19 protein-coding genes are annotated in these 18847 nt (G+C 60.5%); 14 read left to right on the top strand and 5 right to left on the bottom strand.

Going from position 1 to position 18847, the window contains the following annotated elements; all coding sequences use genetic code 11:
* Positions 1-30 precede the first annotated feature (30 nt).
* Positions 31-696 (top strand): hypothetical protein, encoded by a 666-nt coding sequence (locus HU762_RS04675; RefSeq protein ID WP_186633575.1) that lies wholly within the window; start codon positions 31-33, stop codon positions 694-696.
* Positions 697-1245: 549 nt separating this feature from the next.
* Entirely contained in the window at positions 1246-1605 is a 360-nt protein-coding gene (locus HU762_RS04670; protein ID WP_186633572.1) for a DUF6124 family protein, read from the top strand.
* Positions 1606-1616: 11 nt separating this feature from the next.
* Here the strand turns inward: HU762_RS04670 and HU762_RS04665 are convergent, their stop codons facing one another.
* Positions 1617-2267, bottom strand: coding sequence for an HAD family hydrolase (locus HU762_RS04665; RefSeq protein ID WP_186633569.1), 651 nt, complete (start codon positions 2265-2267; stop codon positions 1617-1619).
* 28 nt (positions 2268-2295) lie between these two features.
* Positions 2296-2841 carry a gamma carbonic anhydrase family protein gene (locus tag HU762_RS04660; RefSeq protein ID WP_186633566.1) on the bottom strand — a complete coding sequence of 182 codons (546 nt, stop codon included), beginning with the start codon at positions 2839-2841 and terminating at the stop codon, positions 2296-2298.
* Positions 2842-2940: 99 nt separating this feature from the next.
* On the opposite strand from HU762_RS04660, the gene prlC reads away from it, so the two are divergent.
* The 3 genes from prlC to HU762_RS04645 all read left to right on the top strand — a co-directional run bounded on the left by prlC (position 2941) and on the right by HU762_RS04645 (position 7398).
* Positions 2941-4992: an oligopeptidase A gene (gene prlC / locus HU762_RS04655; RefSeq protein WP_346656828.1), complete on the top strand. Its 2052-nt coding sequence runs from the start codon at positions 2941-2943 to the stop codon at positions 4990-4992.
* Positions 4989-5267: a YheV family putative zinc ribbon protein gene (locus HU762_RS04650; RefSeq protein WP_186633560.1), complete on the top strand. Its 279-nt coding sequence runs from the start codon at positions 4989-4991 to the stop codon at positions 5265-5267. The genes prlC and HU762_RS04650 overlap by 4 nt, the downstream gene beginning before the upstream one ends.
* Positions 5268-5382: 115 nt before the next feature.
* On the top strand, positions 5383-7398 hold the full coding sequence (locus HU762_RS04645) for a M3 family metallopeptidase (RefSeq protein ID WP_186633557.1): 2016 nt from the start codon (positions 5383-5385) through the stop codon (positions 7396-7398).
* On the opposite strand, the gene HU762_RS04640 is transcribed toward HU762_RS04645, so the two are convergent.
* Positions 7374-8048, bottom strand: coding sequence for a tyrosine-protein phosphatase (locus tag HU762_RS04640; RefSeq protein WP_186633554.1), 675 nt, complete (start codon positions 8046-8048; stop codon positions 7374-7376). The genes HU762_RS04645 and HU762_RS04640 overlap by 25 nt on opposite strands.
* Before the next feature lie 179 nt (positions 8049-8227).
* Here HU762_RS04640 and HU762_RS04635 point away from each other — a divergent pair, with 179 nt between their 5' ends.
* From HU762_RS04635 to HU762_RS04625, 3 genes are all read left to right on the top strand, one after another.
* Positions 8228-9286, top strand: coding sequence for a PA0069 family radical SAM protein (locus HU762_RS04635; protein ID WP_186633551.1), 1059 nt, complete (start codon positions 8228-8230; stop codon positions 9284-9286).
* 212 nt (positions 9287-9498) lie between these two features.
* A complete protein-coding gene (locus HU762_RS04630) occupies positions 9499-10230 on the top strand; it encodes a carbonic anhydrase (RefSeq protein WP_186615599.1) in 732 nt (243 codons plus the stop codon).
* Between the two features lie 91 nt (positions 10231-10321).
* Positions 10322-11851, top strand: a complete 1530-nt coding sequence (locus HU762_RS04625) for a SulP family inorganic anion transporter (protein ID WP_186633548.1) — start codon at positions 10322-10324, stop codon at positions 11849-11851.
* Between the two features lie 64 nt (positions 11852-11915).
* Here HU762_RS04625 and HU762_RS04620 read toward each other — a convergent pair whose 3' ends face one another.
* Positions 11916-12566 carry a hypothetical protein gene (locus tag HU762_RS04620; protein WP_186633545.1) on the bottom strand — a complete coding sequence of 217 codons (651 nt, stop codon included), beginning with the start codon at positions 12564-12566 and terminating at the stop codon, positions 11916-11918.
* Positions 12567-12940: 374 nt separating this feature from the next.
* Here HU762_RS04620 and coxB point away from each other — a divergent pair, with 374 nt between their 5' ends.
* The 4 genes from coxB (at position 12941) to HU762_RS04600 (ending at position 17246) form a co-directional block, all read left to right on the top strand.
* Positions 12941-14068: a cytochrome c oxidase subunit II gene (coxB, locus tag HU762_RS04615; protein WP_186633542.1), complete on the top strand. Its 1128-nt coding sequence runs from the start codon at positions 12941-12943 to the stop codon at positions 14066-14068.
* Positions 14069-14150: 82 nt separating this feature from the next.
* Entirely contained in the window at positions 14151-15743 is a 1593-nt protein-coding gene (gene ctaD, locus HU762_RS04610; protein WP_135843045.1) for a cytochrome c oxidase subunit I, read from the top strand.
* A 39-nt stretch (positions 15744-15782) separates the two neighbouring features.
* Positions 15783-16334, top strand: coding sequence for a cytochrome c oxidase assembly protein (locus tag HU762_RS04605; protein WP_186633539.1), 552 nt, complete (start codon positions 15783-15785; stop codon positions 16332-16334).
* 24 nt (positions 16335-16358) lie between these two features.
* Positions 16359-17246: a cytochrome c oxidase subunit 3 gene (locus HU762_RS04600; RefSeq protein WP_186633536.1), complete on the top strand. Its 888-nt coding sequence runs from the start codon at positions 16359-16361 to the stop codon at positions 17244-17246.
* Between the two features lie 24 nt (positions 17247-17270).
* Here the strand turns inward: HU762_RS04600 and HU762_RS04595 are convergent, their stop codons facing one another.
* Entirely contained in the window at positions 17271-17474 is a 204-nt protein-coding gene (locus tag HU762_RS04595) for a twin transmembrane helix small protein (protein WP_186633533.1), read from the bottom strand.
* Between the two features lie 70 nt (positions 17475-17544).
* Here HU762_RS04595 and HU762_RS04590 point away from each other — a divergent pair, with 70 nt between their 5' ends.
* Positions 17545-18282, top strand: coding sequence for an SURF1 family protein (locus HU762_RS04590; protein WP_186633530.1), 738 nt, complete (start codon positions 17545-17547; stop codon positions 18280-18282).
* The gene (locus tag HU762_RS04585; RefSeq protein WP_186633528.1) at positions 18248-18841 is read left to right on the top strand and encodes a hypothetical protein; all 594 of its coding nucleotides are present in this window, start codon (positions 18248-18250) and stop codon (positions 18839-18841) included. The genes HU762_RS04590 and HU762_RS04585 overlap by 35 nt, the downstream gene beginning before the upstream one ends.
* The last annotated feature ends 6 nt before the right edge of the window (positions 18842-18847 follow it).

Here is an 18847-nt window from a genome sequence, read left to right as displayed (position 1 = left end):
GCGTGAGCGGGCTTTAAGGCATTCAAGACCATGATCTTAAAAGAAATCTACCTGTACCCCGACTTGGGCGAATTCAGCGACGAAATTATTCATCCGTTTCGCGACCAAAGCCGCTCGATCTGCAATTTTCTTGAGCGCCACCTGAGTGCAGAAAAATTCGAAACGCCGAACTTCAAGAAAATCTGCTTTGTCGGCACGCGCCAAGCCGTCGACGAGCCCTATGTAAACTCCAGCGGCGCGCTCATCGTCAATGTCAGCCTGGATACCGAACAGTATAAAAAATGCACATCGCTCAACGAGCTCAATGAGCTCTTTATACAACTGTTGATGGAAGGCCTGGAAAAATGCCGCCCACACATTGCCTTGCCCCTTGATTTGCTGAAAAACGCAATGGATGAGTTCCGCCGCAACCACTATAAAAACGAGTGGACTTTCAAGCAGAAAAAAATAAAAGGGTCTGACTATGTCTGCGCCCTGGAGTGCCAGTTAACCATTGACTGCTTCCTCATGAACCTTAAGGTCTTGAGGAAAGACACAGCAGTACTCGATAAAGAAATTCTGCGAACCGCACCCGACGAAATAGCGTTCGGTCCGTACCTCAAAGACCTCAAGGAAGAAGGCGGCAGAATCAAGGTCATCGACAAATCGGGCGTGGCCTTCTACACCACCACGGTTTCTAGCTTGGACAAGCTTTGACAGCTGTCCAAAGGGCGAAATGCCGATCGAGCCAACACCACAGGGCCTGATCCGAAACACAGATCTCGTGGCGAGGGAGCTTGCTCCCGCTGGGTGGCGAAGCCGCCCCAAAAAGGCCGGCGCATTCCTACAGAAAAACCGCTGCGCCATTGAGCGAGAGCACGCTTCCTTGCCCCAAATCCTGGGCATTACGAAGGCTTGTTTATTCCCCCTCCGCAACGCTTCCGCCAAGCTACGAATCCTTGCGCCATTGCCTACAACTACGCCAGAATCCGCCCGCTTGTGCGCCTTGCCGATGGGTTCTATCGTTTCCCTGCCACTGCCCATCAGTGGTCGGGCTTGGCGGCCCGGTACACGAAAGGCGCAACAACCCCTCAACGTGATTGCGATGCCTCTGGCATTGGCACTCCCATGTTATGGCGGGTTGCGCAAGGATCCCTTCGGGGATACCGGGTTCCTTTCGTTCCGGTCCGCCAACCTTGTGTAATCCGTCACCCCATCTGCTTGGCGGCAGACGGTGATGGTTCCTCTTACGAAAGGAGCTGCACCATGTTCAAAATCACACCGAATCCCCCAGAAGCAGATCGCACCTCTGCGTCCACTCAATCCAAGACCAAGAAACAAGACGAAGCAGAAAAGCGCGCCTTGGATTACTACCTGCTACCGCAACCGGAAAAGTCCGACGAGGCATCCAAACCGGACCAGCTCTTCACCGTGTCAAAAAAAGCCGACAACGAATGCCTGCTCGCCAACCTCAGCGAAAACCTGGCATCCGCCGACGCGATGATCAGCAACCTGGCCTTTGACCTGGAAGGCCCCCGCCGCCACATTGCCCTCGGCATCCAGCAACTGATCGAACTGAGTTCAATGCTGGCCAGCCGTGTGCTGGATAACGTCGACCCACGCTAATCGCCACACCGTCACCCCCGCAAAAACGCCCGGTGCAACTCATCCAGCGTCTGGAAATGATGCACCGGGTTTTCAGCGCTCAGCTCTTCGAAACTGCCAAACCCGTACCCCACCGCCGCCGCGTCCAGGCCGTTGCTGCGGGCGCCGATCAGGTCGTGTTTGCGGTCGCCGATCATCAGGGTGTTGCTCGGGTCGAGGTTTTCTTCGGCCATCAGGTGAGCGATAAGCTCGACTTTATTGGTGCGGGTGCCGTCCAGTTCGCTGCCGTAGATCACCTTGAAGTGTCGGGCGAAGTCGAAATGGCGGGCGATTTCCCGGGCGAAGACCCAGGGCTTGGACGTGGCGATGTACAGCTGCCGACCCTGGCCGCCGAGGGTTTCCAGCAGGGGCAGCACTCCGTCGAAGACGCGGTTTTCGTAAAGGCCGGTGACCTTGAAGCGTTCACGATAGAAGTTCACCGCTTCCCAGGCCTTCGCTTCGTCGAAGTCATAAAACTGCATGAACGCCTGCAACAGCGGCGGACCGATGAAGTGTTCGAGGCGGGTCAGGTCGGGCTCATCGATGCCCAGTTTGCTCAAGGCGAACTGGATCGAACGAGTGATGCCTTCCCGTGGGTCGGTGAGGGTGCCGTCGAGGTCGAACAGTACGGTTTGGTAGTGCATGAAAAATCCTGGGCAATGGCGGGACGGTTCAGGGCTGGTCGTAGCCTTCGGCCAGATGCAGATCCTTGAGTTTTACGTAGTTCGCCGCGCTGTAGGTGAAAAAGGCCCGCTCCTTATCGGTCAGCGGCCGGACCTGCTTCACCGGGCTGCCGACATAAAGGAAGCCGCTTTCCAGGCGTTTGCCCGGCGGCACGAGGCTGCCAGCACCGATGATCACGTCATCCTCGACCACGGCGCCGTCCATGACGATGCTGCCCATGCCGATGAGGATCCGGCTGCCGACGGAGCAGCCATGGAGCATGACCTTGTGGGCGATGGTCACGTCGTCGCCAATCAGCAACGGGAATCCATCGGGGTTGAACGGACCGGCGTGGGTGATGTGCAGCACGCAGCCGTCCTGGACACTGGTGCGGGCGCCGATGCGGATGCGGTGCATGTCGCCGCGAATGACCGTCAGCGGCCAGATGGAGCTGTCTTCGCCGATTTCGACGTCGCCGATCACCACCGCGGTGCTGTCGACAAAAGCCCCACGGGCAAGCCGCGGGCTGTGGTTCTGGTACGTGCGAAGGGTCACGATAGGCTCTCTCTTATCCGGTGATAGGCGCTGCTAGCTGCGGTGAACGTCGATTGTAATTAAGATGGGCGCATGTTTCTTCCAGCCAAGGTGTCAACCGTGAGCGTGAACAACCCTCTTTTGCAGCCCTACGACCTGCCACCATTCTCGGCGATCCGTGCCGAACACGTGCAACCGGCCATCGAGCAGATTCTGGCTGACAACCGTGCCGCCATCGCCGAAATCCTCAAGACCCAAGTCCAGCAGCCTACCTGGGCCGGCCTGGTATTGGCGATGGACGAGCTCAATGATCGCCTGGGCGCTGCCTGGAGCCCGGTCAGTCACCTGAACGCCGTGCGCAACAGCCCGGAACTGCGTGAAGCCTACGAGGCTTGCCTGCCGGCGCTGAGTGCCTATTCCACCGAACTGGGCCAGAACCGCGAGCTGTTCCAAGCGTTCGAAGCCCTGGCGAACAGCCCCGAGGCCGCCGGTTTCGATGTGGCGCAGAAAACCATCCTGGAACATTCCCTGCGCGACTTCCGCCTGTCGGGTATCGACCTGCCGCCCGAGCAGCAGAAGCGCTACGCCGAAGTGCAGAGCAAACTGTCCGAGCTGGGCAGCCGCTTCTCCAACCAACTGCTGGACGCGACCCAGGCCTGGACCAAGCACGTCACAGACGAAGCCGCCCTCGCCGGCCTGACCGACTCGGCCAAGGCGCAAATGGCCGCCGCGGCCCAGGCCAAAGGGCTGGACGGCTGGCTGATCAACCTGGAATTCCCCAGCTATTACGCCGTGATGACCTACGCCGAAGACCGCGCCCTGCGCGAAGAAGTCTACGCGGCCTACTGCACCCGCGCTTCGGACCAAGGCCCGAATGCTGGCCAGAACGACAACGGTCCGGTGATGGAGCAGATCCTCGACCTGCGCCAGGAACTGGCCAAGCTGCTGGGTTTTGCCAACTTCGCGGAACTGAGCCTGGCAACCAAAATGGCCGAATCCAGCAATCAGGTGCTCAGCTTCCTGCGCGACCTGGCCAAGCGCAGCAAACCGTTCGCCGCCCAGGACCTGGAACAACTGAAAGCCTACGCCGCCGAACAGGGCTGCCCCGACCTGCAAAGCTGGGACAGCGGTTTCTACGGTGAAAAACTCCGCCAGCAGCGTTACAGCGTCGCCCAGGAAGCCCTGCGCGCCTACTTCCCGATCGACAAGGTGTTGAGCGGCCTGTTCGCCATCGTCCAGCGCCTCTATGGCATCGAGATCGCCGAGTTGAAAGGCTTCGACAGCTGGCACCCGGATGTGCGCCTGTTTGAAATCAAGGAGAACGGCCAGCACGTTGGTCGCTTCTTCTTCGACCTCTACGCCCGCGCCAACAAGCGTGGCGGTGCCTGGATGGACGGTGCCCGCGACCGTCGTCGCACCTTCGAGGGCGTCCTGCAAAGCCCCGTTGCCAACCTGGTGTGCAACTTCACCCCGGCTGACAGTGGCAAGCCGGCACTGCTGACCCATGACGAAGTCACCACCCTGTTCCACGAGTTCGGCCATGGCTTGCACCATCTGCTGACCCGCGTCGAACATGCCGGCGTGTCCGGCATCAACGGCGTCGCCTGGGACGCCGTCGAGCTGCCGAGTCAGTTCATGGAAAACTGGTGCTGGGAGCCCGAAGGCCTGGCGCTGATTTCCGGCCATTATGAAACCGGCGAACCGCTGCCCCAGGACCTGCTGGAGAAAATGCTCGCGGCGAAAAACTTCCAATCGGGCCTGATGATGGTCCGCCAGTTGGAATTCTCGCTGTTCGACTTCGAATTGCACGCCACCCACGGCGACGGCCGCAGCGTGCTGCAAGTGCTCGAAGGCGTGCGCGACGAGGTGTCGGTGATGCGCCCACCGGCCTACAACCGCTTCCCGAACAGCTTTGCGCATATCTTCGCCGGCGGCTACGCGGCGGGTTATTACAGCTACAAGTGGGCAGAAGTGCTGTCGGCCGATGCCTTCTCCAAATTCGAGGAAGACGGCGTGCTCAATGCCGACACCGGTCGCGCCTTCCGCGAGGCGATCCTGGCCCGTGGCGGCTCCCAGGAACCGATGGTGCTGTTCGTCGACTTCCGTGGCCGTGAGCCGTCGATTGACGCACTCTTGCGCCATAGCGGCCTGACCGAGGACGCGGCAGCATGAGCGAGGGGCCTGTGATTACCAAGCGACGCTTTATCGCCGGGGCGGTCTGCCCGGCATGCAGCGAGCCGGACAAGCTGATGATGTGGAACGAAGATGGCGTGCCGCACCGTGAATGTGTGGCCTGCGGTTATTCCGACACACTCAACGAGCAAGGCCTGTCGGTGCCCAAGGAATTGGGCACCCGGGTCAACACCTCGGCGCTGAAGACACCCGACGTGAAGGTCCAGGCGGTACAGTTTTTCCCCAACCCCAAGTTGAAGAAAAAAACCGACTGAAATCTTCGGCATCACCTTCCGGGCCGCCTGGCCCGGAAGCGATACTTATATACCGCCGCGTCAACCCCTTCCTCTTCAGACTGGTCCGACACGTTCAGACTGACAGGAAGTCTCCATGCACCCCACCGAAAACCCGCTGTTACAGCGCCATGACCTGCCGCCTTTTTCCAAGATCCAAGCCGAACACTTTTCCCCGGCCCTCGATCGGATAATCACCGAGAGCCGCGCCAAAGTCGCCGAGATCATCAAGACCCAAGCACCCTTTCCCACGTGGGACGATTTGGTGCTGGCCATGGATGAAATTCATGCGCGACTCAAGGGATTTGGTTATGTGCTGGAGCGCTTGGCTACCACCAGGACCGAAGAAGCCTGGGAACAGGTTTCGCTCGACTGCACCCCACGCTTGCAGCAGTTCAAGCGGTCGTTGAGGCAGAACCCCGAGCTGTTTCAGCTCTATCAACGCTTGGCGGACAGCGAGATCGCCAAGCATTTCTCCTCGGTGAGAACGAGAACCCTGGAAAAGATCCTCAGGCAGTTTCGCCGCGACGGACTGGGGTCCGATTCGCAGCCGGCCCTGAAGGACTTGCAACTGCGCATCCAAGGCGCCCGTAGCCTGTTCCTGGAACATTTGCATGAGGCCAACAAAGCCTGGAGCAGGACGTTTGACGACCCAGCCCGATTGAGTGGCCTGCCGCTTTCCTTCAGGCAGCGAATGGCCGAGCAGGCTCGTGAACAGGGGCGCACGGGATGGTTGCTGACCCTCAATGAGGAATCGTTTCGCATCGTCATGCGTTACGCGGACGATGCCGTGCTGCGCAAGCAGGTATATGTCGCCTACAGCACGCGCGCGTCCGATCAAGGGCCACATGCCGGCGTGTACGACAACGGCGATGTGCTGTGGCAGTTGCTCAGGGATCGTCATGAGTTGGCCACCCTGCTGGGCTATTCGAATTACGCTCAGTTGGCGCTAGAACCGGAACAAGCTCGGTCGCCGGAAGAGGTCCAGGCATTCCTGCAAGGCATGCTGCAACAGCAGGAAAGCGTGTTTATCGAAGACGCCGCGCAGTTGCAGGCATTTGCTGAAACCCAAGGTTTCAGCGGGCTGCAGCCCTGGAATTACCGATATCTGGCGCAAAAACTCCGCCATCGAATGACGGGCGTCTCGGAACAGACCGTCAGCGCCTGGTTTGAGTTGGAGTCGACATTTTCACAGCTATTGCTGATGGCAAAGGACCTGTTCGGCGTGGACATCATCGAACGTCGGGACGTGGCTACTTGGCATCCGCAGGTGCGCCTTCTTGAGGTTCGCGAACGGGGCGAGATCCTCGGCTACCTATATTTCGATCCGTTCGAGGACGCCAACCAGGATAGCTACCCCAACACCAGCACCCTGCGAAACCGCCGCATCACCGCCGAGGGACGGCCCCGCTATCCGATTGCCACGCTGCACGGCTGGTTGCCGCGTGTTCCTGGTGACAGCCCCGTGCTGCTGGACCATCGTCAACTGCGAGTGCTTTTTCACGAGCTGGGCCATTGCTTGCACCATGTGTTGAGCCTGGTCGAGTACCGTGCGGTGTCGGGCATTTCCGAACTGTCCCGGGATGCCGCCGAATTTGCTGGCGTATTGTTCGAACAATGGTGTTTCTCCAAGGAATGCCTGGTTCGGTTGTCCAGGCATTACCAAACTGGCGCGCCCCTGCCAGAGCCGATCGCCGATCAGTTGCTGGCATACCTCGGCATGCAGACCAGTTGGGACACGGCTGCGTTCTTGCGCGATGCCTTATTCGACATGGAGCTGCACCGCAGCCATGGCGACGGCCGAACGGCCCAGCAGGTATTTGATCAAGTCAACGCCCAAGTCGGGCATCTACCGGTGTTTGCAAACGAACGCTGGCCCAACGGCCTGGATTACATCGTCACGGGGTACGCCGCCGGCATCTATGCCTATGCCTGGTCGAAACGGCTGGCCGACATTGTGTTCAAGCGATTCAAACGCAACGGGCTATACGATAGGGAGACGGCCAAAGCCTTGCGCGAGGCGATCTTCGAACGGGGCGATTCACGGCCGCTGTCCGAGTCCATCGCCGCGTTCCTGCAAGCGACCGATCATCGTGCCGGCGCGGGCTCCTGAGGGTCGAGGTGGTGTGCGGTGGTCGTTGAGTTCACCCAGCTTTTCAACGAGCAGAGCGCGAAGACGCTGGTGCTGCAATCGCCGTTCTTCAAGGCGAGACGAAGCTTATCCACATCAGCCTGCATCACATACCGAACGCCATCCTTGAAGTGGTGGCTGTCGCCGAATCCGCCTTCGGTCATTTCGTCCAGGGCGTCTTCCTTGCTCCAGCCCTGGACGACCACCCTGTACATGGCGGCCACCAACCCGGTGCGGTCCGAGCCGTGCTTGCAATGCATCAGCACCGGGCCGTTGGCCTCGGCGGCCTGGACGGCGCGCAAGGCGTTGAGGATGTCGCTGTCGTCGACGTGATTGGTGCGATAAGGCAACTGCACTTGCCGGATGCCAGAGGTCGACAACCAGTTGGCATCCGAGTCGGGCAGGAATGTGATGACGGTGCCGATATTGAATTTGGCCAGCAAGGGCAATGCAGCGCCGTCCGGCAAGGCGCTGCGATAAAGCGTGGGCGACATCTGGAACAGGTGGTAGCGCTCGGCCACTGGCTGGGCCCATTCATCGGGCCTCTGCGCACCATCAGCGGCTTGCGCCCCGGAGTCGGCCACCGCGAGCAAGGCCAGGCAGAGCATCAACACGGAGAAGCGCTTGGACATGACGTTAACCAGCAAGTTGGAAAGGCTGCAGTCTCGGCTCGCTCCGGTTAAAGACCTGTGAGAAAGATGTCAACGCGCTGTGAATCAGCCAGGGGCCGAGGGCGCGGCCTGCCGAATGGCACTGGCCTAAACCGGATTTGCGCAATACTGTATGCACATACAGTTTTCGGAGTATCCCCATGTCCGTCTCCCTACCGCCCCGCGGTCGCGGCACCGCCACCAACCCGCATAACCGCTTCGCCCCGAGTCGTTCGGTGGTTGAGGATGACGGTTGGTACCAGGAAGTCCCGCCCACCCAAGGCACCGAGGTGCGCATCGAAACGGCGAAGACCATCATCACCCGCAATACCTCGCCGGACATTTCGTTCGACCGCTCGATCAATCCTTACCGTGGCTGCGAACATGGCTGTATTTATTGCTACGCGCGGCCCAGCCATGCCTATTGGGACATGTCGCCCGGACTCGATTTCGAAACGAAGCTGATCGCCAAGACCAACGCCGCCGATGTACTGGAAGAACAATTATCCAAGCGCGGCTATCAATGCGCACCGATCGCCCTGGGCTCCAACACCGACCCCTACCAGCCGATCGAGCGCGAGCAACGGATTACCCGCCGAATCCTTGAAGTGCTGCTGCGCTATCGGCATCCAGTGACCATCGTCACTAAAGGTTCGCTGGTCCTGCGGGACTTGGACCTACTGACCGAGCTGGCGCAACAGCGCCTGGTCAAGGTGATGATCAGCCTCACCACCCTGGACGATGAGCTCAAACGTATCCTCGAACCGCGCGCGGCAGCACCCAAGGCGCGCTTGCGGGCGATCAAGGTGATGCGCGAGGCGGGCATCGCGGTCGGCGTGCTGTGCGCGCCGATCATCCCGATGATCAATGACAGCGAAATCGAAAGCCTGCTGACCGAAGCCCGGGCCGCCGGCGCGCAGACCGCCTCCTACGTCATGTTGCGCCTGCCGCTGGAAGTGGCGCCGCTGTTTGAAGAGTGGCTGCAGGCGCACTATCCGCAACGCGCCGCTCACGTGCTCAGCCTGGTGCGCCAGAGCCGCGGCGGTGAGCTGTACGACAGCCGGTTTGGTGCGCGAATGCGCGGCGAGGGACCGTTTGCCGACCTGTTGGCCCAGCGCTTCAGCAAAATGCTGAAGCGTTTGAGCTTTGATCGACGCGATAGCTACAATCTTGACTGCGATGCGTTCTGTCCGCCGGGCCGACAGATGTCATTGATTTAACTGCAATTGGCCTTAAATTGAATCTTTGGCCATGGCTGGACAAACGCGCCGGAACGGCCTGTTTATGCCTTGTAAGACACGGTTTAGAGCCTTCGATTCAGTTTGAGTTAAGTTTCGGCGGCTACCTTGTTCAGCGAGTGACTGACGGGTCGGGCATCTCGACCTGGATGTTTTTTAACCAGCCACTGGCGTAACCGTCAAGAGGATGAATTATGAGTGACAAGGATAAACAGCCGTTGGCTGCGTCGGCTTCAGCCCAACCCGAGGCGGAAACCGCCGATGCAGCGCTGCAGCATATAGTTGACGGCTTTTTGCATTTCCATCACGAGATCTTTCCCCAGCAGGAAGAACTCTTCAAGAAACTCGCCACCGCCCAGACACCACGGGCGATGTTCATCACGTGCGCCGATTCGCGCATCGTGCCCGAGCTGATTACCCATAGCTCCCCCGGCGACCTGTTCGTGACCCGTAACGTCGGTAACGTCGTTCCACCTTATGGGCAAATGAACGGCGGCGTTTCCACCGCCATCGAATACGCCGTGCTGGCCCTCGGTGTGCAACACATCATCGTCTGCGGCCATTCCGATTGCGGCGCGATGCGTGCGGTGCTCAATCCCGACACCCTGGAAAAAATGCCCACGGTAAAAGCCTGGCTGCGCCACGCCGAAGTGGCCAAGACCATGGTTCACGACAACTGCCCGTGCGGTGATGAGAAGCAGACCATGCCCATCCTCACCGAAGAGAACGTGATCGCGCAGTTGCAGCATTTGCGAACGCACCCCTCGGTGGCTTCTCGCATGGCCAGCGGCCAGTTGTTCATCCATGGCTGGGTGTACAACATCGAGACCAGCGAGATCAAAGCCTTCGACGCGGACCGCGGCTGTTTCCTGCCGCTCGATGGCAGCCACCCGATACCGGTGGCGACGCCCAAAGCGCGCTTCTAAGCGCTCCTAAAAATCCTTGCATGGTTCGAGCCTTCCCGCTTTTTCGCGGGCGGGCCTCGCCATGCCTGAAGAAATCTTCGGGAGAGTCGCCATGCGTGCTGCTCAATTAAAAGCTGTTCTGCCACGGGAGCTCTTGGCTTCCGTGGTTGTGTTTCTGGTGGCGCTGCCCTTGTGCATGGGCATCGCCATCGCGTCCGGGCTGCCGCCCGCCAAAGGTCTGATCACCGGCATCATCGGTGGGCTGGTGGTCGGTTTCCTGGCCGGTTCCAAGCTGCAAGTCAGCGGTCCAGCCGCCGGCCTGGCGGTGTTGGTCTTCGAGCTGGTGCGCCAGCATGGCGTGGCAATGCTCGGGCCGATCCTGCTGCTGGCCGGTCTTCTGCAGCTATTGGCCGGACGCTTTCGCCTCGGTTGCTGGTTCCGGGTCACCGCGCCTGCGGTGGTGTACGGCATGCTGGCCGGTATCGGCGTGCTGATCATTTTGTCCCAGGTCCATGTGATGCTCGACGCAGCGCCCAAGCCCTCGGGACTGGATAACCTGGCGGCGTTCCCCGCGGCAGTGGCCCAGGCTTTGCCGTCGTTCGGCTGGCAGGCGGGTCTGCTCGGTCTTTCGACAATTGCCGTGATGTGGCTGTGGGAAAAATTTCGTCCGCACAGTCTGCGCTTCGTTCCCGGCGCCCTGCTCGGCGTCGGCCTGGCAACGGTTGCGAGCCTGTTGCTGGCGTTGCAGGTCAAGCGCGTGGAAGTCCCAGAAAATATGGCCGAAGCCATCGACTGGCTGCGCCCGGCCGATCTGCTGAACCTGGCCGACCCGTCGGTACTGATCGCGGCGTTCGCCGTCGCTTTCATCGCCAGCGCCGAAACCTTGCTCTCGGCCGCCGCCGTGGACCGAATGCACAGCGGCGAGCGCGCCGATTTCGACCGCGAACTGTCCGCCCAAGGTATCGGCAACATGCTCTGTGGCTTGCTCGGCGCCCTGCCGATGACGGGTGTGATTGTGCGCAGTTCCGCCAACGTGCAGGCCGGCGCAACCACGCGGATGTCGACGATCTTCCACGGCCTGTGGCTGCTGCTCTTCGTGCTCCTGTTGTCCAGCGTGCTGCAAAGCATTCCGGTGGCGAGCCTGGCGGGCGTGTTGGTGTACACCGGTTTCAAACTGGTGGACCTCAAGGCGTTTCGCAGTCTGGGCCGTTATGGGCGGATGCCGATGTTTACCTACGCCGCGACGGCGCTGGCAATTATCTTCACCGACCTGCTGACCGGCGTGCTGATCGGTTTCGGCCTGACCTTGGCGAAACTGGCGTGGAAAGCCTCGCGCCTGAAGATCAGCCTGATCGATCTGCCCCAGGACGGTGAGATGGAATTGCGCCTGGTGGGCGCGGCAACCTTCCTGAAGGTACCCGCGCTGACCCAAGTGCTGAATGCCGTACCGGAAGGCGCGACCGTGCATGTGCCGCTCAACAACCTGAGCTACATCGACCACTCGTGCCTGGAACTGCTGGAGGAATGGGGCCGGGCGAATGCCAGCAAGGGTTCGAAGCTGTTGATTGAATCGCGCGGACTCAAGCGCCGGCTGGAAGGACGATTGCGTACAACCGTTGGGGTGGGCGCAACGGCTTCCTGACATCTCCATCAAGAACCCTGGAAGCGAGCTGGCTCGCTTCCAGGGTTCTCGCTGTCGCTACGGATCAAGCCGCCGGCTGATCCAACTCCAGACCCACGCCCAAGCGGCGTGACATGCACGGCCAGCGCTTCCAGGCCGCGCCGGTTTCCGGGCTGCTGAGTTTCTCGCGGTAGGTTTCTACCGACTCCAATGCAAACGTCTCGTCGTTGAGCATCTCATCGAACGTGTGATGCACCACCTCATCGAGTTGGTTGGCAAATGCCTCGCCGATCAACTGGTGCGCAATCAGGTTGGCTACCGTCATGTCCAAGGGGATCAGTGGCTGGCCGAAATGCTTGATGTACAGGTCGTTGACCTCTTCGACAAACCGGTGCGCCAGGTAAGCTTCGTCCAACAGGCTGTCGAGCCCGACATGCCCGGCCATGATTGTCGGCGGCTGGAGGAAGTACTGTTCGGCAATTTTCAGTACGGGTTTGATTTGCGACTCGATACCTGCCTCCTTGGCGACGTCATTGGCGGCGTCCAGCAGGTCGGGCACTTCTTCGATGTAGGCAGCGACAAACCGCGCCAAGACGTCATTGGCGTCGGCGTCCGGCAATTGGATGGCACGGTGCAGGCTCGGCAGCTGGGCCGTCAGTTGGCGGCTCAACAGGCCGGTCTCGGCCTCGTGTTGTTGGGCTTTTTGGATCTGCTCGCGCAATGCGGCGGTGTTCATGACAACTCCAGGAAACAACGGCAATGAAATAGGAATGACATAACTTAGCTGGCGCAAATCGACTCCTAAGACCTATTTTTCATAACTGCCCCTTCCTTGATGCGTCGCTGTTATATCGGTTTGCCATCACTCAGGTTCGCATCCTTCTCCATTCGTGGGCTCTAGCGCAAGCCCCGGCTGTTTCAAACGATTTACGCCATCGCGTTGCGAGGTTGCAGGTGCTGTCTATACTCGGGTTGGAATGGAGTTAGCTGATGACACCCGATTGCAAGTGCAGCAAGGCGCGGCGAGTCAAGTAAGCAGTCTGCAATAGCCGATCCCTTGCCGCAGGCGTTAAGCCTACGGGATAACAAGAACGATAAGGGGAACCCGCAATGACGCGACATCCACACGTATGGATGGGCCTCCTGTTGTGGTCGATTTTCAGTCAGGCACAAGCGGCCTGGACTGTGAATATGGCGCCTGGAGCGACACAGATCAGCAACGCAGTATTCGACCTGCACATGACCATCTTCTGGATTTGTGTGGTCATCGGGGTCATCGTCTTCGGCGCCATGTTCTGGTCGATGATGATGCACCGCCGCTCAACCGGCCAGAATGCCGCGCACTTCCACGAAAACACCCGCGTCGAAATCCTCTGGACCATCGTGCCCCTGCTGATCCTGGTGGCCATGGCGGTTCCGGCGACCGCCACCCTGATCAAGATGTACGACTCCAGCGAGTCGGAAATCGATATCCAGGTCACTGGCTATCAATGGAAGTGGCATTACAAATACCTGGGCCAGGACGTCGAGTTCTTCAGCAACCTGGCGACCCCCGCCGAACAAATCCATAACCAGAGCGCCAAGGGCGAGCATTACCTGCTGGAAGTCGACAAGCCGCTGGTGCTGCCGGTCGATGCCAAGGTGCGCTTTCTGGTGACCTCCGCCGACGTGATCCACTCCTGGTGGGTGCCGGCCTTCGCGGTCAAGCGCGACGCCATTCCCGGGTTCGTCAACGAAGCCTGGACCCGTGTCGACAAGCCCGGCCTGTATCGCGGCCAATGCGCCGAACTGTGCGGCAAGGACCACGGGTTCATGCCGATCGTGGTGGAGGTCAAGAGCAAGCCCGACTACGAGAAATGGCTGGGCGAACGCAAGGCCGAAGCCGCGCAGCTCAAGGAGCTGACCAGCAAGGAATGGACGCGCGAAGAACTCGTCGAGCGTGGCGACAAGGTCTATCACACCACCTGCGTGGCCTGTCACCAGGCCGAAGGCCAGGGCCTGCCGCCGATGTTCCCAGCGCTCAAGGGCTCGAAAATCGCCACAGGGCCGATCAAGGATCACCTGGACATCGTCTTCCACGGCAAGCCCGGCACCTCCATGGCGGCGTTCGGCAAGCAGTTGTCGGAAGTCGATATTGCCGCCGTCGTGACCTATGAACGCAACGCCTGGGGCAACAACAAGGGCGACATGGTGACGCCTAAAGAAGTGCTGGAACTCAAACAGGCGGACAGCCAATGAGCCGGCCTGACGTTTGTTCCCGTAACCGGTCGGGGCTCATCGTCCCGCACCGTCCAGCCCACTCGTTCGAAGGAGACAGGACATGAGTGCTGTGATCGATGACCACGGTCATGCCGGTGCCGACCACGCCCACGGCCCCGCCAAGGGCCTGATGCGCTGGGTACTGACCACCAACCACAAGGATATCGGCACGCTGTACCTGTGGTTCGCGTTCTCGATGTTCCTGTTGGGCGGCTCGTTCGCCATGGTGATCCGCGCCGAGCTGTTCCAGCCTGGCCTGCAGATCGTCCAGCCGGAGTTCTTCAACCAGATGACCACCATGCACGGCTTGGTGATGGTCTTCGGCGCGGTCATGCCGGCGTTCGTTGGTCTGGCCAACTGGATGATCCCGCTGATGATCGGCGCGCCGGACATGGCCCTGCCGCGCATGAACAACTTCAGTTTCTGGTTGCTGCCGGCGGCGTTCCTGATGCTGGTGTCGACGTTGTTCACCCCCGGCGGCGGGCCTAACTTCGGCTGGACCTTCTATGCCCCGCTGTCCACCACCTACGCGCCGGAAAGCGTGACGTTCTTCATCTTTGCCATCCACCTGATGGGCATCAGCTCGATCATGGGCGCGATCAACGTGGTCGCCACCATTCTCAACCTGCGTGCCCCAGGCATGACCTTGATGAAGATGCCACTGTTCGTCTGGACCTGGCTGATCACCGCATTCCTGCTGATCGCGGTAATGCCAGTGCTGGCCGGTTGCGTGACGATGATGCTGATGGACATCCACTTCGGCACCAGTTTCTTCAGTGCCGCCGGTGGTGGTGACCCGGTCTTGTTCCAGCACGTGTTCTGGTTCTTCGGCCACCCCGAGGTGTACATCATGATCCTGCCGGCTTTCGGTGCCGTCAGCTCGATCATCCCGGCCTTTTCCCGCAAGCCGCTGTTCGGCTACACCTCGATGGTCTACGCGACGGCCGCGATTGCGTTCCTGTCGTTTATCGTCTGGGCGCACCACATGTTCGTGGTCGGCATCCCCCTGGTGGGCGAGCTGTTCTTCATGTACGCCACCCTGCTGATCGCCGTGCCTACCGGGGTGAAGGTGTTCAACTGGGCGAGCACCATGTGGCAAGGCTCGCTGACGTTCGAGACGCCGATGCTGTTTGCCGTGGCGTTTGTGATCCTGTTTTCCATCGGCGGGTTCTCCGGGCTGATGCTGGCCATCGCCCCGGCGGACTTCCAGTACCAGGACACCTACTTCGTGGTTGCGCACTTCCACTACGTGCTGGTGCCTGGCGCGATCTTCGGGATCTTCGCCTCGGCCTACTACTGGCTGCCGAAATGGACCGGCCACATGTACGACGAAACCCTCGGCAAGCTGCATTTCTGGCTGTCGTTCGTCGGCATGAACCTGGCGTTCTTCCCGATGCACTTCGTCGGCCTGGCCGGCATGCCTCGACGCATTCCCGACTACAACCTGCAGTTCGCCGACTTCAACATGGTCTCGTCCATCGGCGCGTTCATGTTCGGCACCACGCAGATCTTCTTCCTGTTCATCGTGATCAAGACCATCCGTGGCGGCGAGCCGGCACCGGCCAAGCCGTGGGATGGCGCCGAAGGGTTGGAGTGGAGCGTGCCGTCGCCGGCGCCGTATCACACCTTCACCACGCCGCCGGAAGTGAAATGAACACCGCTCCCCTAGGGTTTTCGATGAGGGCCGGACGCCATGGCTGATTCGATTTCACTGAAAAAACTGGTCACCCGCCTGCTGCTGGTGGTGGTGGCCATGTTCATCTTCGGGTTTGCCCTGGTGCCGATCTACGACGTGATGTGCAAGGCGTTCGGCATCAACGGCAAGACCGGCGGGCAGTACGAAGGCGAGCAGACCGTCGACGAATCGCGGCAGGTGCGGGTGCAGTTCCTGTCGACCAATTCCGTGGACATGGTCTGGGACTTCTACCCCAAGGGCGATCAATTGGTGGTCCAGCCGGGGGTGGTCAACGAGATGGTGTTCGTCGCCCACAACCCCACCAACCGGCCGATGAGTGCCCAGGCGGTACCGAGCATCGCACCGAGCAACGCCGCGGCGTATTTCCACAAGACCGAATGTTTTTGTTTTACCCAGCAAGTGCTGCAACCCGGCGAACGCATCGAAATGCCCATGCGCTTCATCGTCGACCGGGACATGCCCAAGGAAGTGAAGCACCTGACGCTGTCCTACACGCTGTTCGACATCACTGCCCGTCATCCACCGGTGGCCGTAAACACTGAGCGATAGCGTGCCCGATAAGGAGAACAATAAATGGCAACTCATGAACACTATTACGTTCCGGCCCAGAGCAAATGGCCGATCATCGCCACGGTCGGGATGTTCGTCACGGTGTATGGCCTGGCAACCTGGTTCAACGACCTGAAAGCCGACCGCCCGGACTCCAACGGCCCGCTGATCTTTTTCGTCGGCGGCCTGCTGGTGGCCTACATGCTGTTCGGCTGGTTCGGCGCGGTCATCAAGGAAAGCCGCGCCGGGTTGTACAGCGCACAGCTCGATCGCTCTTTCCGCTGGGGCATGAGCTGGTTCATCTTTTCCGAAGTGATGTTCTTCATCGCCTTCTTCGGTGCGCTGTTCTATGTGCGCACGATCTCGGCGCCGGGATTGGCCGGAGAAGGCAGCAAGGGCTTGTCGGAGATGCTCTGGCCGAACTTCGAGTACGTCTGGCCGCTGCTGAACAACCCCGATCCGAAACTCTTCCCACCGCCCAAGGACGTGATCAGTCCCTGGGGCCTGCCGCTGCTCAACACCATCCTGCTGGTCACCTCCAGCGTCACCGTGACCATCGCCCACCATGCCCTGAAAAAAGGTCATCGCGGTGCGCTGAAAATCTGGCTGGCGATCACCGTGCTGCTGGGTTGCGCCTTCCTGGGCTTCCAGGCCGAGGAATACATCCACGCCTATAAAGAGCTGGGCCTGACCTTGGGCTCGGGGATCTACGGCGCGACGTTCTTCATGCTCACCGGGTTCCACGGCGCCCACGTCACCATCGGCACGATCATTTTGTTCGTGATGCTGATGCGCGTCATGCGCGGGCATTTCGACAACGAGCACCAGTTCGGCTTCGAGGCCGCGAGCTGGTACTGGCACTTCGTCGATGTGGTGTGGATCGGCTTGTTCTTCTTCGTCTACATACTTTGAAGCAACCGTTATCAGGGCGGCTCTTTACCAAGGAGCATGCGACACCAATTGGCCGCTGAAAAAGCCCCAGGCGATCAAGCCGACGGTGACGACGGCCAAGCTGACTCGAATCGCCAGGGCGATGACCAGGCGATTGGAATTGCTTTCGTCCTTGACCAGAAAAAACAGGCCGCTGAACAGGCTGGCAACCGTGGCGATCAGCATCAGGGCGATGGCTGCTTTGAGCATTAGGGACACTCCGGGGGGACGCGATGCACGTGAGTATAGCTATCTCGTTCAACAGCTTTTGGACGGCGCCATGAAAGGCTTCCGGCCGGGCATCGTGCCGTCATTGGTGGTCGCCGTGCTGGTGCCGGTGATGGTGTGCCTGGGGTTCTGGCAATTGAGCCGGGGCGAACAGAAGCGCGTGCTCATGGACACCTACGCCGAGCGTCGCGTGGCGGCGCCGATGGACAGTGCCGAACTGCAACGCACGGCGGACCCGGCCTTTCGCCCCGTCAGCCTGCACGGCCAGTTCGACGCCGAGCACAGCCTGCTGCTGGATAACCGCCAGCACGACGGCAAGGTCGGGGTCGAGTTGCTGCAACCGTTCCTCGACCATGCCACCGGACTGTGGCTGCTGGTCAATCGTGGCTGGCTGCCGTGGCCTGATCGCCGCACCCCGCCGGTCTTCAGCACCCCCGGACAAACGGTCGACTTGCAGGCGTGGGTCTATGTCGCGCCTGGCGCCACGTTCCAATTGCATGCCGACCCGGCCAGCGCACCGTGGCCGCGACTGGTCACCACCGTCGAGCCGGACAAGCTCTGGGCCGAACTGGGCCGCGGCGGCTTCGCCTACGAACTGAGACAACAAAGCGGCCCCGGCGCCTACCGGACCGATTGGCCGGTCGTGGCCATGGGGCCGGAAAAACACCTCGGTTATGCCGTGCAGTGGTTTGCCATGGCGGCGGCACTGTTCGGTCTTTTCCTTTATCTCGGATGGCACAACGCAGGGAGACACCATGGGCACCACCATGAATCCAACCAACATGTCTGAGGCACCCACGGCGCGCAGCCGGCGCAAGGGGCGCGTGCAATTGCTGTTGATTGTGCTGGGCGTGATCGGCCCGATGATCCTGGCCACCGGCATGTACAAATTCCAGTTCTGGGTGCCCGACAGCCGCAGCTACCACGGCGAGCTGATTGGCAATGGCCAGACCCGCGCGGAGATTGGCGTACAGGCCGACGAGCAACGCTGGCAGATCTTGGTGACGGCGCCGCAGGCGTGTTCGGTGGACTGCCGGCAATTGGTCTACCTGGCCCGGCAGGTACAGATCGGCCTGGGCCGCGAGGCCGGACGCGCCAGCCACGCGCTGGCGATTGCGCAACCGCTGGACGCCGAATACGACGCCCAACTGCTGCGCGAATATCCGCAATTGCAGCGCTACCCGCTGGACCTCCCGGCGTATCAGAAAGGCGCCCAGGGTTCCGGCGGCGCCCAGCTGTGGATTATCGACCCCCACAGCAACCTGGTGCTGCGCTACGACGCCCGGGTCAAGGGCAAGGACCTGCTCAACGATCTGCGGCACCTGCTGAAATTGTCCAACATCGGATAAGGGCAT

The sequence above is a fragment of the Pseudomonas sp. SWRI92 genome (assembly GCF_014268685.1).
In the GTDB taxonomy this organism is placed as follows: Bacteria; Pseudomonadota; Gammaproteobacteria; order Pseudomonadales; family Pseudomonadaceae; genus Aquipseudomonas; species Aquipseudomonas marvdashtae.
The sequence above is the reverse complement of the archived record's forward strand: the minus strand, read 5'-3'. Positions and strand labels throughout refer to the sequence as shown.

Excerpts from the sequence above, each read along its gene's own strand:
- HU762_RS04675 (WP_186633575.1), top strand. The coding sequence starts at position 31 with ATGATCTTAAAAGAAATCTACCTGTACCCCGACTTGGGCGAATTCAGC.
- HU762_RS04670 (WP_186633572.1), top strand. The coding sequence starts at position 1,246 with ATGTTCAAAATCACACCGAATCCCCCAGAAGCAGATCGCACCTCTGCG.
- HU762_RS04665 (WP_186633569.1), bottom strand. The coding sequence starts at position 2,267 with ATGCACTACCAAACCGTACTGTTCGACCTCGACGGCACCCTCACCGAC.
- HU762_RS04650 (WP_186633560.1), top strand. The coding sequence starts at position 4,989 with ATGAGCGAGGGGCCTGTGATTACCAAGCGACGCTTTATCGCCGGGGCG.
- HU762_RS04645 (WP_186633557.1), top strand. The coding sequence starts at position 5,383 with ATGCACCCCACCGAAAACCCGCTGTTACAGCGCCATGACCTGCCGCCT.
- HU762_RS04640 (WP_186633554.1), bottom strand. The coding sequence starts at position 8,048 with ATGTCCAAGCGCTTCTCCGTGTTGATGCTCTGCCTGGCCTTGCTCGCG.
- HU762_RS04635 (WP_186633551.1), top strand. The coding sequence starts at position 8,228 with ATGTCCGTCTCCCTACCGCCCCGCGGTCGCGGCACCGCCACCAACCCG.
- HU762_RS04630 (WP_186615599.1), top strand. The coding sequence starts at position 9,499 with ATGAGTGACAAGGATAAACAGCCGTTGGCTGCGTCGGCTTCAGCCCAA.
- HU762_RS04625 (WP_186633548.1), top strand. The coding sequence starts at position 10,322 with ATGCGTGCTGCTCAATTAAAAGCTGTTCTGCCACGGGAGCTCTTGGCT.
- HU762_RS04620 (WP_186633545.1), bottom strand. The coding sequence starts at position 12,566 with ATGAACACCGCCGCATTGCGCGAGCAGATCCAAAAAGCCCAACAACAC.
- coxB (WP_186633542.1), top strand. The coding sequence starts at position 12,941 with ATGACGCGACATCCACACGTATGGATGGGCCTCCTGTTGTGGTCGATT.
- ctaD (WP_135843045.1), top strand. The coding sequence starts at position 14,151 with ATGAGTGCTGTGATCGATGACCACGGTCATGCCGGTGCCGACCACGCC.
- HU762_RS04605 (WP_186633539.1), top strand. The coding sequence starts at position 15,783 with ATGGCTGATTCGATTTCACTGAAAAAACTGGTCACCCGCCTGCTGCTG.
- HU762_RS04600 (WP_186633536.1), top strand. The coding sequence starts at position 16,359 with ATGGCAACTCATGAACACTATTACGTTCCGGCCCAGAGCAAATGGCCG.
- HU762_RS04595 (WP_186633533.1), bottom strand. The coding sequence starts at position 17,474 with ATGCTCAAAGCAGCCATCGCCCTGATGCTGATCGCCACGGTTGCCAGC.
- HU762_RS04590 (WP_186633530.1), top strand. The coding sequence starts at position 17,545 with ATGAAAGGCTTCCGGCCGGGCATCGTGCCGTCATTGGTGGTCGCCGTG.
- HU762_RS04585 (WP_186633528.1), top strand. The coding sequence starts at position 18,248 with ATGGGCACCACCATGAATCCAACCAACATGTCTGAGGCACCCACGGCG.